This is a genomic window from Microbacterium paraoxydans (genome assembly GCF_019056515.1).
Classification (GTDB): Bacteria; Actinomycetota; Actinomycetes; order Actinomycetales; family Microbacteriaceae; genus Microbacterium.
Window position 1 is genome coordinate 1,848,503 of the sequence record NZ_CP064873.1, and the last position, 13,854, is coordinate 1,862,356.

The following is a 13,854-nucleotide window of genomic DNA, read 5'->3' on the forward strand; positions in this document are numbered from 1 at the left end:
ACCCATGACAACCCACACCTTCGACATCGTCGTCCTGGGCGGCGGCAGCGGCGGGTACGCCGCGGCACTGCGAGCGAGCGAGCTCGGCAAGTCCGTCGCACTGATCGAGAAGGACAAGGTGGGAGGCACATGCCTCCACCGCGGGTGCATCCCCACGAAGGCGCTGCTGCACGCCGCCGAGGTGGCGGACCACGTGCGTGACGCCTCCTCCGTGGGAGTCACGGCCTCGTTCGGCGGGATCGACGTCGCCGGGGTGCGCACCTACCGCGAGGGCATCGTCGCCAAGAAGTACAAGGGTCTCGAGGGGCTCGTGAAGGCGCGCGGGATCACGACGGTCACCGGACTCGGTCGCCTGAACGCGGACCGGAGCGTGAGCGTCGGCGACGACGTCTACGTCGGCACGGACGTGATCCTCGCCACCGGCTCCTACAGCCGCTCGCTGCCGGGGCTCGAGATCGGCGGCCGGATCCTGACCAGCGAGCAGGCCCTCGCCCTGGACGTCATCCCCGAGCGCGTGCTCATCCTGGGCGGCGGCGTGATCGGCGTCGAGTTCGCGAGCGTGTGGCGCTCCTTCGGCGCCGAGGTGACGATCGTGGAGGCCCTGCCCCACCTCGTCCCGAACGAAGACATCGCGATGAGCAAGGGGCTCGAGCGCGCGTTCCGCCGCCGCGGTATCCAGTACTCCCTCGGCGTGCGCTTCCAGAGCGCCACGCAGGACGACTCGTCCGTGACCGTCACGCTGGAGGACGGCACGGAGTTCACCGCCGACTACCTCCTCGTCGCCGTCGGCCGCGGCCCCGCCACCGCCGACCTGGGCTTCGAGGAAGCCGGCGTGCGTCTGGACCGCGGGTTCGTGACGGTGGACGGCGACCTCCGCACCGATGTCCCCGGTGTGTGGGCGGTCGGCGACATCGTCCCGGGTCTCCAGCTCGCTCACCGCGGGTTCCAGCAGGGCATCGCGGTCGCCGAGCGCATCGCGGGTCTCTCCCCCGTGAACGTGCCCGACGTGCAGATCCCGAAGGTCACCTACTCCAGCCCCGAGGTCGCCTCGGTCGGTCTGACGGAGGAGGCGGCGGTCGCCGCGCACGGTGCCGACGCCGTCCACTCCTACGAGTACAACCTCGCGGGGAACGGGAAGAGCGAGATCATCGGCACGGGTGGCCTCGTCAAGGTCGTCCGCCTCAAGGACGGACCCGTCCTCGGTGTGCACCTCCTCGGCGACCGCGTCGGAGAGCTCATCACGGAGGGGCAGCTCGCGGTCGCGTGGGAAGCCCACCCGGAGGACATCGCGCCGCTCATCCACGCCCACCCGACCCAGAGCGAGGCCCTCGGCGAAGCCTTCCTCGCACTGGCCGGAAAGCCCCTGCACGCCCTCTGAGCACCAACCGGTGCCCGAGTCACTAAGCTAGACAAGCGTCATACAACTTCTGAAGGAGACTCAGTCATGAGCACATCCGTGGTCCTCCCCGCTCTCGGTGAGAGCGTCACAGAGGGTACGGTCACCCGCTGGCTCAAGCAGGTGGGAGACACCGTCCAGGCGGACGAGGGCCTGCTCGAGATCTCGACCGACAAGGTCGACACCGAGATCCCCTCCCCCGTCACCGGCGTGATCGAGGAGATCCTCGTGGCCGAGGACGAGACCGTCGAGGTCGGTGCTCTGCTGGCCCGCATCGGTGACGGCAGCGGCGCGGCCCCTGCCGGCGATGCCCCTGCCGCCGCCGAAGCCGCTCCGGCCGAAGCCGCCGCCCCCGCCGCTCCGGAGCCCGCCGCGGCTCCCGCAGCGGAGCCGCAGGCTCCCGCCGAGTCCGCGCCCGCCGAGGCCGCCCCTGCGGCTCCGTCCGGCGACGCGACCGACATCGTGCTCCCCGAACTCGGCGAGAGCGTCACCGAGGGCACCGTCACCCGGTGGCTCAAGCAGGTCGGCGACTCGGTCGAGGTCGATGAGGCGCTCCTCGAGATCTCCACCGACAAGGTCGACACCGAGATCCCGTCGCCGGTCGCCGGCGTGCTGCAGGAGATCGTCGCCGGCGAGGACGAGACCGTCGAGGTCGGCGCCGTGCTGGCACGTGTCGGTTCCGGTGCTGCTCCCGCGGCTCAGCCCGAGGCTCCTGCCGCTCCGCAGGCCGAGGCTCCCGCCGCGCCGGCCCCGCAGGCCGAGACTCCGGCTGCACAGCCCGATACTCCGGCTGCTCCCGCTCCGCAGGCCGAGGCCCCCGCCGCGCCGGCCCAGCCCGCTGCTCCCGCACAGCCCGCTGCTCCGGCACAGCCCGCGCAGACCGAGGCTCCCAAGCTGTCGCTGCCGACCGAGAGCGACAACCTCTACGTGACCCCGCTCGTCCGCCGTCTGGCTGCGCAGCAGGGCGTGGATCTGGCCACGGTCAAGGGCACCGGCGTCGGAGGCCGTATCCGCAAGGAGGATGTCCTCAAGGCGGCCGAGACGGCGACCGCCGCACCGGCCGCCGCCGCGGCACCGGCTCCGGCACCGCTCGAGGTGTCGCCGCTGCGCGGGACCACTCAGCCGATGTCGCGCCTGCGCAAGGTCCTCGCCAAGCGCGCGGTCGAGTCGATGCAGCAGACCGCTCAGCTCACCACCGTGGTCGAGGTCGACGTCACCGCTCTCGCCGAGTACCGCGACAGCGTCAAGGCGTCCTTCCTCGAGAAGACGGGCGACAAGCTCTCCTTCCTCCCGTTCTTCGCGCTGGCGGCGGCGGAGGCCCTGCAGGCCTTCCCGATCATCAACGCGACGGTCGACGGCGAGCAGATCGTCTACCCGGCCTCCGAGAACGTCTCGATCGCGGTCGACACCGAGCGCGGTCTGCTCACGCCGGTGCTCCGCGACGCGGCCTCGAAGAACATCGCCGAGATCGCCCACGAGATCGCCGACCTCGCGGCGCGCACGCGCGACAACAAGCTGAAGCCGGACGAGCTCGCCGGCGGCACGTTCACGCTGACCAACACCGGTTCGCGCGGCGCGCTGTTCGACACCCCCGTGGTGTTCCTGCCGCAGTCGGCGATCCTCGGCACCGGCACGGTCGTCAAGCGCCCGGGTCTGGTCAAGGTCGGCGGCACCGACGCGATCGCGGTCCGCTCCTACGTGTACCTGGCTCTGTCGTACGACCACCGCATCATCGACGGTGCCGACGCGGCCCGCTTCCTCGGTGCGGTGAAGGCCCGCCTCGAGGCTGCGCAGTTCAGCGGTCAGCTCGGAGCCTGATCCGGCGGCTTCGCCCTCACCTCGGCTGGTCCGCGACGCGATACGCGTCGCGGACCAGCCATTTCTCGTCCACCCACACCAGTACGACGATCATCGCCCCCGCGCCTGAGCCTTCTCGAGCCGCGGACGACGACGACAGCTCCAGCACGGCGATGTCTCCGTAGCGATCCACCAGCACAGGGTCGTCACCGCCGATGAGCTCTGCCGCGACCGCCCTGATCGCCGGCGCTCCCCCCGCGATCGCCGTCGCGCACACCGGATCCTCTCGCGACTCGCACTCCGCGATCCGCGTGATCACGTCCGGCAGGGCGGCCAGCGGATCATCGACCGCCGGTGGCGTGGCGCCCGCGGTGGGCGACGGCATCGGCGACCGCGCGGGTTCCCGCGAGGTCTCGTGCGCGGGATCCGACGTCGACGGACGCGCGGTCGTCGCCGTACCCGCATCGGGGCTTCCGACCGCAGACCCCTCTCCTCCGCTGGGCCACAACGACCCGGCGACGAGCACAGCCGCCGCGCAGACTCCGGCGACGACGAAGATCCGCGCCCGGCGGGGCCGTGTGCTCCGCCGCTCCGTCCCTCGGGGCGCTGCGACCTCGCGCGGGCGGACGAGGGCGCGCGCTCGGCCGGAGAGGTGGTCGAGGAAGGCGCGAAGGGCGGCGACGACCGTCGCTCGCTCGCGCACGCGGAGACGGTCCCGCGGCACGCCGGTCTCCCGCAGCCGACTGCGCGTGGCGGAGTCGGCTCGGAGGCGCCGGAGCGCCGTGGCGGCGCCGACGGAGGCACCCGTCTGATCCTCGGTCGCAGACTCCAGCGGCCGCGGCGCCGCGATCTCCAGCAGCTCCCGCTCCCCTTCTTCGAGCAGCCGTCGCGGTACACGGCGTTGCGCGGCAGCCGTGCGGAGATGCTCCCGGAGGCGATCGAGGACGCGGATCAGCGCCTTGTCCGCGCAGTCCGCGTGCAGGCGATCCAGGACTGCCAGGACCGCCGACGCCGCGTCCTGGCCCGCTCCCGGCACGAAGACAGGACGGCCGCGTTCGGTGAGCCACCAGGCCCCCGGCACCTCGGCGGCCGGCATCGGCCCCAGCTCGCTCAGCCCGCGCAGCATGCTCACGACGACCGTGCTGATCTCCCCCGAGGACAGCCCTCCCCGCGCTCGACCGGCCCGCTCCAGGAAGACGTGCAGAGTCTCCGTGCACCACGGAAGCAGCACGTCGTGTCCGCGCGCGCGACGGACGACGTCGAGAGGGGCGGCGACGTGCTGCGACCCCGCGTACCGCCACCCCGCCCATCCGGTGAGGCCCTCCGCATCGCGGCGCACGACCGGACCATCCGGCGAGGCGACGAGAGCGCCCTCCAGGGGTCCCTCCCCAGGATCCAGGAGCCGGATCGTGCGATGAGCCTGCGGCAGTACGGCCTGGTCGAAGGGCGGATTCTCACGCTCATCTGTCATGCGACCCATCCCAACCGATCGCCACGGTCCCGTCCGCGCATTCATCCGCTCCGGGACGGGATCCGGAACCGGGCCGGACTGTGCAGGAGAGATCAGGCGCCGTCCTCTCCGCTGCACGCGAACGGCGGCATCGCAAGGCTCTCGGACTCGGTAGGCTGGTCTCCATGGCAAAGCGTGCTCCCGAACCCGAGAAGCGTCCTGGGTTCTTCTCCCAGATCAAGTCCCTCTTCCGGTTCACGCGCGAGGCCTACCCCTGGCTCCCCTGGGCGCAGGCCGCGATCCTCATCGGCGGCGTGCTCCTCGGTCTCCTGGCCGGCTACCTGATCCCGCCGTTCCAGGTGTGGACCCTCGTCCTGTGGGCCATCACCGGCCTCATGCTCGGCGTCCTCGGCGCCCTCTTCCTCATGACCCGACTTTCGACCTCGGCCATGTACACGAAGATCGACGGCATGCCCGGTGCGACGGGTCACGTGCTCAGCACCAGCCTGGGTCGTCAGTGGCAGGCCTCCGAGACACCGGTGGGCATCAACCCGAAGACGCAGGAGGCCGTGTACCGGACGGTCGGCCGCGGCGGCATCGTCGTCGTCGGCGAGGGCGCCCGCGGACGCCTCACTCGACTGGTGAACGAGGAGCGCAGCCGGGCGCAGCGCGTCGCCCACGGCGTGCCGATCACGGTGCTCTACGTCGGACACGGCGAGGACGAGGTGCCGATCGCCGACCTCGCGAAGACCATCAAGAAGCTTCCGAAGGCCATCGACAAGGCCACCATGGCGGCCGTCATCCGCCGCATCGACTCGGTGTCGCAGTCGCTGTCGTCGCTTCCCATCCCGAAGGGCATCGACCCGACGAAGGTACGGGCGCAGCGTCCGCGCTGACCCGCGCCCCGGAACCGCGAAGCGCGGCCGTCCTCATCGAGGGCGGCCGCGCTTCTCTCATTCCGAGAGCGGCTGCTTGGGGAGGCGGCGCACCTTCGCCCGCCGGCGACGACGCTCGGGGATCATCGAGCGCATCTCATCGAGCTTGCCGAAGCAGAACAGGCGGTCGTCGGCCTCGAGGACCACGTGCTTGCGCGGGTTCGGGATGACGCTGACTCCGCGGTGCAGCGTGAGCACCGTGATGTCGCGTTCCCACAGGCCCGCCTCCCCCAGCGTCTTCCCGACGAGGTCCGCGGCGCCGTGGACCATGAGCTCGGCGACGCCGTACCCCGTGGAGACGGTGAGGCGCTGCCGCACGTCGATCTCCGGGAAGGCGACCTGACCGGCGATGTAGTCGATGATCGCTCCCGCGACGTCGAGCTTGGTCGCGGTCTCGATGCCCTGCAGGCCCGGGGAGGAGTTGACCTCCATCACCAGGGGTCCCTCGTCCCCCTCCAGCATGTCCACGCCGGCGACACGGAGGCCCATGATCTGGGCCGAGCGCACCGCGGCCCGCTCGTAGACGGGGTCGAGCTCGATCGCCTCGACCGAGCCGCCACGATGCACGTTGGAGCGGAACTCGTCTCCGGCCGCCGAGCGGCGCATGGCCGCGACCACGCGGTCCCCGACGACGAGCGCGCGGATGTCGCGCCCCCGGCTCTCGGCGATGAACTTCTGGATGAGCACGTTCTGCTTGGTGGAGTGGAGCGTCTCGATGATGGCCTCGGCCACCTTCACCTGAGGCGCGAGGATGACGCCGATGCCCTGGGTGCCCTCGAGCAGCTTGATCACCACGGGAGCGCCGCCGACGCGCTCGATCGCCGGTCGCACGTCGGCGCGGTTGCGCACGAAGGCGGTCGGCGGCATCGCGATGTTGTGCCGGGAGAGGATCTGGTTCGCCCGCAGCTTGTCGCGCGCGCTGGAGATGCCGTTCGCCGTGTTGGGGGTGTAGACGTCCATCTGCTCGAACTGCCGCACCACGGCGGTGCCGAAGTACGTGATCGAGTTGCCGATGCGGGGCAGGATCGCGTCGTAGTCGCTGAGCTGCCGGCCCCGGTAGTGCAGGTCGGGCTCATCGGAGGTCAGGTCGATCGCGAAGCGCAGCGTGTTGAGCACCTTCACGTTGTGGCCCCGCTGCAGTGCGGCCGCGCGGAGGCGTTGGGTGGAGTACGCCTGCGGCGCACGGGACAGCACTGCGATCTTCACGGGGGATTTCCTGCCAGGATGTATCAGGTGAGTAGGTCTACCCATTCAAACACCCTTACGGGGTGGCGCGAGTGGGTGAGCCTGCCCGATCTCGGCGTCGACTGGATCAAAGCCAAGATCGACACCGGCGCCCGCACCTCGTCCCTGCACGCGTTCGACATCCAGGAGTTCGAGCGCGACGGCGAGGCCTGGGTGCGTTTCCGCGTGAAGCCCTGGCAGGACAGCCAGGAGGACGCGGTCGTCGTGGAGTCCCCCATCCACGATCGCCGGGCCGTCCGGAGCTCGTCCGGGCACGCGCAGGAGCGTCTCGTCGTGCAGTTGATGATCCGGCTCGTCGACCGCGAGGTGATGGCCGAGGTCACGTTGAGCAACCGGGACGAGATGGGATTCCGCATGCTGATCGGCCGGGAAGCGCTGCGTCGCGGCTACGTCGTGGATCCGGCGCGTTCCTTCCTCGGAGGTCGCGCGCCCCGTGAGGCACGTCGGCGCAACCGCGGCCGCGCCTGAGCGTCAGGCGCGGATGAGGACCGTTCCCACGGCCTTGTCGTGCAGGCCACGCTGATCCGGATCCCACACCACGGCCGGGATCACGATCAGGAGCAGCAGCGTGCGCACGATCGGGCGCCACAGGCCGACCCATCCGCCGTCGAGACGGACGACGCGCATGCCGAGGATGCGGTGCCCGGGGCTGCCGCCCGCGGTCGGGATGAAGAGGATCTGCACCACGCCGAAGATGAGCAGCGTGGCGAACGGGTCGTACTGGAAGAACGCGACGGAGAGGATGACAGCTGCCGTCCAGTCGATCGCGAGGGCCCCGATCCGACGTCCAGGGCGACCGATGCTCCCCGGTCCGGACTCCGGGAGTCCGAGTCGCTCACCGGGGTACGTGTTCACAGCATCCGTCACCCCTCCAGCCTACCGAGGCTGTGGATGCCCTCTGATCCTGCTCACGCTGTAACACGGACGAAACAAAGCGGATACCGTGGAGAAATCCCCCGTCCGTACTGTGCAGAGTGGCCCCGAAGCCATCGATCCGCATCACAGGAGTCGTACATGTTCAAAGATTCGTCCGAGGTACTGGCCTACATCAAGGAGAACGACGTCAAATTCCTTGACATCCGTTTCACCGACCTCCCTGGTGTGCAGCAGCACTTCAACATCCCTGCGGCGACGGTCGACGAGGCCTTCTTCACGGACGGACAGCTGTTCGACGGCTCCTCCATCCGCGGCTTCGCCAGCATCCACGAGTCGGACATGCAGCTCATCCCGGATGTGACGACGGCGTACATCGACCCCTTCCGCGAGGCGAGCACCCTCGTGATGATCTTCGACATCTACAACCCGCGCACCGGCGAGATCTACTCGAAGGACCCGCGTCAGGTCGCGAAGAAGGCGGAGAAGTACCTCACCTCCACCGGCATCGCCGACACCGCGTTCTTCGCCCCCGAGGCCGAGTTCTACATCTTCGACGACGTGCGCTACTCCGTGACCGCCGGCGAGAGCTTCTACAAGGTCGACTCCGAGGAGGCCGCGTGGAACACCGGCCGCGAGGAGGAGGGCGGAAACCTCGCCAACAAGACCCCCTACAAGGGCGGCTACTTCCCCGTCAGCCCGGTCGACAAGACGGCCGACCTGCGCGACGACATCACCCTCAAGCTCATCGATGCGGGCTTCATCCTCGAGCGCTCCCACCACGAGGTGGGAACGGCCGGCCAGCAGGAGATCAACTACCGCTTCGACACCATGGTGCACGCGGCGGACGACATCCTGAAGTTCAAGTACATCGTCAAGAACACCGCCGAGGAGTGGGGCAAGGTCGCCACCTTCATGCCGAAGCCGCTGTACGGCGACAACGGCTCGGGTATGCACACCCACCAGTCGCTGTGGAACGACGGCAAGCCGCTGTTCTACGACGAGGCCGGCTACGGTCAGCTCAGCGACATCGCGCGGTGGTACATCGGCGGCATCCTGGCGCACGCGCCGGCACTGCTCGCCTTCACCAACCCGACGCTGAACAGCTACCACCGTCTGGTTAAGGGCTTCGAGGCTCCGGTCAACCTGGTCTACTCGGCCGGCAACCGCTCCGCCGCGATCCGCATCCCGATCACGGGCTCGAACCCGAAGGCCAAGCGCATCGAGTTCCGCGCCCCCGACGCCTCGGGCAACCCGTACCTCGCCTTCGCCGCGCAGCTCATGGCGGGCCTCGACGGCATCAAGAACCGCATCGAGCCGCACGAGCCCGTCGACAAGGACCTCTACGAGCTTCCGCCCGAGGAGGCCAAGAACATCCCGCAGGTGCCGAACTCCCTGCTGGACTCCCTCGAGGCGCTCCGCGCCGACCACCAGTTCCTCCTCGAGGGCGGCGTGTTCACCGAGGAGCTCATCGAGACCTGGATCTCCTACAAGTACGAGAACGAGATCCTGCCGATCGCTCAGCGCCCGCACCCGTTCGAGTACGAGCTGTACTTCGGCGTCTGAGCCGACCGCGGATCGCGAGAGAGCCCGTCCCCATCTGGGGGCGGGCTCTTTCGCCGTCCGGGGGCCGGGAGATGACGGCAGTCCTACCCCTCCGTACTCATTCGAGGTTTTTTCATTCACGGATCCAGACATATCGCTGTCTTCTGACTCCGTCTTCGCCTATGCTCGATCCCGCAGCCGGGGGGCTCGCAGGAAGAGGGCGGCATGTCGCAGGACTATGAGGTCGACACGGACGTGTTGCGGACGATGGCGGCGAAGACGCGGCGCATCGTCGCAGACATCGGGGCGACCGACCTCACCCCGCCGACGAGCGCCGGCCACGAGTGGGTGGTCGCAGAGCCTCTGAGCGGTTCGCCGAAGCCTGGTCTGCGGGCCTCGCAGCCCGGGTGACGGACTCCGACGAGTTCACCGAGCGTTTGGCGACGACGGCCCGGGTCTTCGACGAGGGGACGGATGCCGCGAAGGCCGAGGTCGACGCGATGATCTGGGAAGAATGATGGAGCTCGGGCAGACCGGCTCCGCGGTGTTCACCCTTGCTGTCGTGCAGCCGTTCCAGGCCACGATGGACATGCTCGCCGTCTCCGCGCAGACGCTCTGGGAGCACCCGGACATCATCCTCGAACTCCTCGGCGGGGCTGCGACCTTCATCGGAGGCGCCGCACTCGCTGTCGGCGGCGCAGGCCTGACGGTGACCGGCGTCGGTGCCCTCGCCGGCGCTCCCGCCATCGCCGCAGCAGGCATCGGCGTCGCCGGCGTCGGTGCAGGACTCATCGGCGATGCAACCGGGCGGTCGTTCCGCGAAACCGACCGAGCCTCCGACTCCCGCAAGGGTGTCGATCGCGGGGATGGGCGCGACACCGGTGGGCGCTATGCGAATGGCCAGGAGATCAGGCCCTGGGTCGACAAGGAGAAAGTCGGACTCGACGAGTATGCCTCTGAGGCAGGGGTCGACGTGATTCGAAGGAAAGTTCACGTCACCTATGAGGGCGCCCCGCAAGCGAGCCGCTCGTACGACGGGTTGGTCAAGAATAATGACGGGTCGAACACCTATACCGGAATCGAGGTCAAGTCCGGCTCGGCTATCGATGAGTATGGCAGGGCATCGAGCACCCAGCGCCAGTTCGACGATGCCGTAAACGCAGGTACGCCCGCGCGCGGCAAACTAGACGGTGATGACATCATCATCACGCGAGTAGAGAGCAGGGATGTCCCATGAGAGCGCCATTTACGCATGGCGAAGAAACACCCAGCGGGCAGCGCGGCTGGATCACGGACAGCTTCCGCCCCATTCCCGCGCATCTGAGGCTCATGCTGGGCCACCTGGACGGCGAGCGAAAGCTGACCTACATAATCTGGCCCGGATCCGATCCCTCCAGCACCGTGGGCTTCCGCGAGCCTGCCGGGGATACCTTCATGCAGGCGGCAGGCTCTGCCGACGCAATGACGGTGGAGGTGAAACTGCCTGGACCTGACGGTGAGAGCCACTTGTATACGGTCGGGCGTGCCGAGCCCGTCGACGGGACGACGACGCTGATCCCGATCAGTCAGACCCGTGCGGTGCGCGTGTTCTCGAACGAGGTGTTCACAGCAGACGAAGCCGCGGTCATCTTCTACACGTACTACCTCACCGACGCCGTCGCTCAGCCGTACGTCCTCCGCGAGCTCGACCTCAGCCAGGAGCTGTCGGAGGAACGATGAGAGTCGCGGTCCGCCACGACGCCATTAGCGACACGGTCGCGCGTCTCGCTCTCACCGTCCGGCGATTCGAAGACGCGCTCGATGGCCTCGACGCGGAGGCCACCCTGCTGCGATCCTCATGGTCCGGTGAGGCCCATGCCGCATACGACCGCGCCCACCACGACTGGGACACCGCCATCCGCGGCATGAAGGCCGCCCTCGCCGAAGCCAATCGACGACTCATCACCGCCAACGCCATCTCCATGGAGACCGCCAGCACCGCCGCCCGCCTCTGGAAGTGACGCTCATACGGTTCGGGATGGAACCCCCGCCCGCGCCAAACCGGACGGCGAAGACATCGTCGTCACACGAGTAGAAACGCAGGTTGTGCCTTGACGTTCAAGCCCACCCACGCCTCGGCCTCTCCCTCGGGACTCTACGGATTCGTCACGGACGCGTACCGTCCCATCCCTGACGAGCTCTGCTTCATGTTGGGACGCCTCGACGGGGAAACGAAGTTCACGTGCAGCATCTGGCGAGCCGAGAACCCTGAGAAGGGATTCGTCACGCCGGAAGACCTGACCGGCTCCTTCATCCAGGCGGCGGGATCAGCCGATGGCATTACTGTCGAAGTCCGACTTCTTGGACCTGACGGCAAGAGCCACCTCTATACGATCGGGCGCCCTGAGCCCGTCGACGGGACGACGACGCTGATCCCGATCAGTCAGACCCGTGCGGTGCGTGTATTCTCGAACGAGGTGTTCACAGCAGACGAAGCCGCGGTCATCTTCTACACGTACTACCTCACCGACGCCGTCGCTCAGCCGTACGTCCTCCGCGAGCTCGACCTCAGCCAAGAGCTGTCGGAGCAACGATGAGAGTCTTGGAGACCGCCAGCACGCCGCCCGCCTCTGGCGGTAACGGCGCTCCGGGCAGGGCCCGCGTCAGCGCTCCTCGGCGACGATCTCGGCCTTGAAGCCCGCGGAGTTCTCCAGCCATCCGGCGTAGTGATCCGGCCCACCGGCGTGCGGGTAGCGCTCCGCGTACAAAGGCCGCCAGCCGTGCTCGGGCGCCGCCGCCATGATCGCGTCCACTCGGTCCCGCGGGCCCGCAGCGAAGGCGAGATGGTTCACGCCCGGGGCACGACGATCGTGTTCACTGCCGCTGAGGTTCGGGGATGTCGTGAGGGTGACATACGCGCCACCCGCCTCCCAGGACTCGCCCTCGGGCCACGCGCTGGCGCGGACGAAACCCACCGCACCGAGCAGCCACCCCCACTCCGCTCGCGACGACACGAGGTCGGCGACCCAGACCTCCACGTGGTGAATCCCTGCCATCCGTCCAGTCTCTCAGCTCCCCGTGGATCCTCCATTGCAGGTGTCGGGCTCTACGTCAACCCCAACGCGTCGCTTTTTTTGCGCGGATACGGTGAAGACATCGTCGGGATACCCGGTCCCGCCAGTGGAGGACGCCGTGATCACCCAGGAAGCCCCGCCCACCGCCGCGCTTCTGGACGGCCGCTACCGCCTGGCGGAGGCCGTCGGCATGGGCGGGATGGCGACCGTGTACCGCGCGGAGGACATCGCGCTCGAACGCACCGTCGCGGTGAAGATGTTCCGCGAGTCCGACGATGCCGTACTGTCCGTGGAGCGGGTGCATTCGGAGAAGGCGCTCCTCGCGGGCCTCAACCACCCGGGCCTGGTCACGCTCCTGGACGCGCACCTCGAGCCCGGACGACCGAAATACCTCGTGATGGAGTACGTGCCGGGACCGACGCTGAGCAAGCGCATGGCCCGCGCGACGGTGACCCCGCGCGAGATCGCCACGATCGGGGCGGACATCGCCTCCGCCCTCCACGCCGTGCACAGCGCCGGCATCGTGCACCGCGACATCAAGCCCTCGAACGTCCTGCTCACGCCGCCCTTCGACACGAACGGCAGGTGGAGCGCGAAGCTCGCCGACTTCGGGATCGCCTGCGCCATCGACATGTCCCGTGTCACCACCCCCGGGATCGTCCTCGGGACGCTGACCTACATGGCACCCGAGCAGCTGCGGAACGGCGACATCCGTCCCGCGGTCGACATCTACGCGCTCGGTCTCGTCCTGTTGGAGGCGCTCACCGGCAAGCCTGGGTTCGCCCCCACCCTCAGCGTCGAATCCGCCCTCGCCCGTCTCCACATCGCGCCGGAGATCCCCGCGGAGTTGGGATCGGAGTGGGCCGCACTGCTCACCGCGATGACGGCGATCGAGCCCGAAGCACGGCCGCACGCTCTGGAGGTCGAGAGCGAACTGCGCCGGCTGATCGATCTCCCCGTCACCGAAGAGGTGGCAACGGATGTCACCGTGCCGCTTCCCGCGCCGACCGCAGGCGCCCTCCCCCGGACGCGCGCCGAGGCTCGCGCCCGCCGTCGCGCCGCCGCGGCGCACCCCGCCCCGTCCCCGGCACGGCGTACGCGCCGTCGTCGCGAGTCTCTCCTCATCGCCGCGGTGGTCGTGCTCGGCGTGGTGACCACCGCCTCCGCAGCACTGCTCGGACACGGCGAGCAGGCTCTCGCGAGCTCGGGCGCCGTGTCCGATGGCGCGTCGAGGATCGTCGAGGGCGTCGAGGACCTCGTGCCGGTCGAGCCGGCTCCCGCGGACACCCTCGTCGACTCGGAGCCGGCAGAGACCGTCGCCGTCGAGCCGGTGGCCGCGACCCCTGTGGCACCGACCGCATCGGTCACCGAGTCGGTCGCCGAGGAGAGCCTGCCCGAGAACGCCGCACCGCAGGCGCAGGAGAACCGAGGCAAGAGCCCCGGCCGCGACGGCAACAACGGCAAGGGCAACAGCGGCAAGGGCAACAGCAGCCACTGATCCGACGCTCCCGACGCCCGCCGAGCCGGCGGGTGTCGCTGAGCAGCGCGCGGGACCGGGTG

The 13,854-nt window shown here is 69.1% G+C and carries 15 protein-coding genes; 11 read left to right on the forward strand and 4 right to left on the reverse strand.

Annotated elements, in window-relative coordinates:
* Window positions 1–4: 4 nt before the first annotated feature.
* Together lpdA and sucB are read left to right on the forward strand one after the other, a co-directional pair.
* Complete coding sequence (gene lpdA / locus IZR02_RS08820) at window positions 5–1,378, forward strand: dihydrolipoyl dehydrogenase (RefSeq protein WP_025103585.1); 1,374 nt, start codon at window positions 5–7, stop codon at window positions 1,376–1,378.
* 66 nt (window positions 1,379–1,444) lie between these two features.
* On the forward strand, window positions 1,445–3,214 hold the full coding sequence (gene sucB, locus IZR02_RS08825; protein WP_025103586.1) for a 2-oxoglutarate dehydrogenase, E2 component, dihydrolipoamide succinyltransferase: 1,770 nt from the start codon (window positions 1,445–1,447) through the stop codon (window positions 3,212–3,214).
* A gap of 16 nt (window positions 3,215–3,230) precedes the next feature.
* Here the strand turns inward: sucB and IZR02_RS08830 are convergent, their stop codons facing one another.
* On the reverse strand, window positions 3,231–4,664 hold the full coding sequence (locus IZR02_RS08830; protein WP_157544461.1) for a hypothetical protein: 1,434 nt from the start codon (window positions 4,662–4,664) through the stop codon (window positions 3,231–3,233).
* A 164-nt stretch (window positions 4,665–4,828) separates the two neighbouring features.
* Between IZR02_RS08830 and IZR02_RS08835 the strand changes: the two genes are divergently transcribed.
* Entirely contained in the window at window positions 4,829–5,539 is a 711-nt protein-coding gene (locus IZR02_RS08835) for a DUF4191 family protein (protein ID WP_025103588.1), read from the forward strand.
* 57 nt (window positions 5,540–5,596) lie between these two features.
* Here IZR02_RS08835 and IZR02_RS08840 read toward each other — a convergent pair whose 3' ends face one another.
* A complete protein-coding gene (locus tag IZR02_RS08840) occupies window positions 5,597–6,784 on the reverse strand; it encodes a RimK family alpha-L-glutamate ligase (protein WP_025103589.1) in 1,188 nt (395 codons plus the stop codon).
* Window positions 6,785–6,802: 18 nt separating this feature from the next.
* On the opposite strand from IZR02_RS08840, the gene IZR02_RS08845 reads away from it, so the two are divergent.
* Window positions 6,803–7,291, forward strand: coding sequence for an ATP-dependent zinc protease family protein (locus IZR02_RS08845; protein ID WP_036292426.1), 489 nt, complete (start codon window positions 6,803–6,805; stop codon window positions 7,289–7,291).
* A gap of 3 nt (window positions 7,292–7,294) precedes the next feature.
* Here IZR02_RS08845 and IZR02_RS08850 read toward each other — a convergent pair whose 3' ends face one another.
* Window positions 7,295–7,690: an RDD family protein gene (locus IZR02_RS08850; protein ID WP_025103591.1), complete on the reverse strand. Its 396-nt coding sequence runs from the start codon at window positions 7,688–7,690 to the stop codon at window positions 7,295–7,297.
* Between the two features lie 147 nt (window positions 7,691–7,837).
* Between IZR02_RS08850 and glnA the strand changes: the two genes are divergently transcribed.
* From glnA to IZR02_RS08880, 6 genes are all read left to right on the forward strand, one after another.
* On the forward strand, window positions 7,838–9,262 hold the full coding sequence (gene glnA, locus IZR02_RS08855) for a type I glutamate--ammonia ligase (RefSeq protein ID WP_025103592.1): 1,425 nt from the start codon (window positions 7,838–7,840) through the stop codon (window positions 9,260–9,262).
* Window positions 9,263–9,466: 204 nt separating this feature from the next.
* On the forward strand, window positions 9,467–9,652 hold the full coding sequence (locus tag IZR02_RS08860) for a hypothetical protein (RefSeq protein ID WP_025103593.1): 186 nt from the start codon (window positions 9,467–9,469) through the stop codon (window positions 9,650–9,652).
* A gap of 103 nt (window positions 9,653–9,755) precedes the next feature.
* Entirely contained in the window at window positions 9,756–10,478 is a 723-nt protein-coding gene (locus IZR02_RS08865; protein ID WP_025103594.1) for a hypothetical protein, read from the forward strand.
* Window positions 10,479–10,570: 92 nt separating this feature from the next.
* Window positions 10,571–10,960 carry a hypothetical protein gene (locus IZR02_RS08870; protein WP_025103595.1) on the forward strand — a complete coding sequence of 130 codons (390 nt, stop codon included), beginning with the start codon at window positions 10,571–10,573 and terminating at the stop codon, window positions 10,958–10,960.
* Window positions 10,957–11,241 (forward strand): WXG100 family type VII secretion target, encoded by a 285-nt coding sequence (locus IZR02_RS08875; RefSeq protein WP_025103596.1) that lies wholly within the window; start codon window positions 10,957–10,959, stop codon window positions 11,239–11,241. Before IZR02_RS08870 ends, IZR02_RS08875 begins: the two co-directional genes overlap by 4 nt.
* A 90-nt stretch (window positions 11,242–11,331) precedes the next feature.
* Window positions 11,332–11,817 (forward strand): hypothetical protein, encoded by a 486-nt coding sequence (locus tag IZR02_RS08880; RefSeq protein ID WP_025103597.1) that lies wholly within the window; start codon window positions 11,332–11,334, stop codon window positions 11,815–11,817.
* Between the two features lie 66 nt (window positions 11,818–11,883).
* Here the strand turns inward: IZR02_RS08880 and IZR02_RS08885 are convergent, their stop codons facing one another.
* Window positions 11,884–12,276: a VOC family protein gene (locus tag IZR02_RS08885; RefSeq protein ID WP_025103598.1), complete on the reverse strand. Its 393-nt coding sequence runs from the start codon at window positions 12,274–12,276 to the stop codon at window positions 11,884–11,886.
* 136 nt (window positions 12,277–12,412) lie between these two features.
* Here IZR02_RS08885 and IZR02_RS08890 point away from each other — a divergent pair, with 136 nt between their 5' ends.
* Window positions 12,413–13,792, forward strand: a complete 1,380-nt coding sequence (locus tag IZR02_RS08890) for a serine/threonine-protein kinase (RefSeq protein ID WP_139833344.1) — start codon at window positions 12,413–12,415, stop codon at window positions 13,790–13,792.
* Window positions 13,793–13,854 lie beyond the last annotated feature (62 nt).

Excerpts from the sequence above, each read along its gene's own strand:
- lpdA (WP_025103585.1), top strand. The coding sequence starts at position 5 with ATGACAACCCACACCTTCGACATCGTCGTCCTGGGCGGCGGCAGCGGC.
- sucB (WP_025103586.1), top strand. The coding sequence starts at position 1,445 with ATGAGCACATCCGTGGTCCTCCCCGCTCTCGGTGAGAGCGTCACAGAG.
- IZR02_RS08830 (WP_157544461.1), bottom strand. The coding sequence starts at position 4,664 with ATGACAGATGAGCGTGAGAATCCGCCCTTCGACCAGGCCGTACTGCCG.
- IZR02_RS08835 (WP_025103588.1), top strand. The coding sequence starts at position 4,829 with ATGGCAAAGCGTGCTCCCGAACCCGAGAAGCGTCCTGGGTTCTTCTCC.
- IZR02_RS08845 (WP_036292426.1), top strand. The coding sequence starts at position 6,803 with ATGTATCAGGTGAGTAGGTCTACCCATTCAAACACCCTTACGGGGTGG.
- glnA (WP_025103592.1), top strand. The coding sequence starts at position 7,838 with ATGTTCAAAGATTCGTCCGAGGTACTGGCCTACATCAAGGAGAACGAC.
- IZR02_RS08860 (WP_025103593.1), top strand. The coding sequence starts at position 9,467 with ATGTCGCAGGACTATGAGGTCGACACGGACGTGTTGCGGACGATGGCG.
- IZR02_RS08865 (WP_025103594.1), top strand. The coding sequence starts at position 9,756 with ATGATGGAGCTCGGGCAGACCGGCTCCGCGGTGTTCACCCTTGCTGTC.
- IZR02_RS08870 (WP_025103595.1), top strand. The coding sequence starts at position 10,571 with ATGCTGGGCCACCTGGACGGCGAGCGAAAGCTGACCTACATAATCTGG.
- IZR02_RS08875 (WP_025103596.1), top strand. The coding sequence starts at position 10,957 with ATGAGAGTCGCGGTCCGCCACGACGCCATTAGCGACACGGTCGCGCGT.
- IZR02_RS08885 (WP_025103598.1), bottom strand. The coding sequence starts at position 12,276 with ATGGCAGGGATTCACCACGTGGAGGTCTGGGTCGCCGACCTCGTGTCG.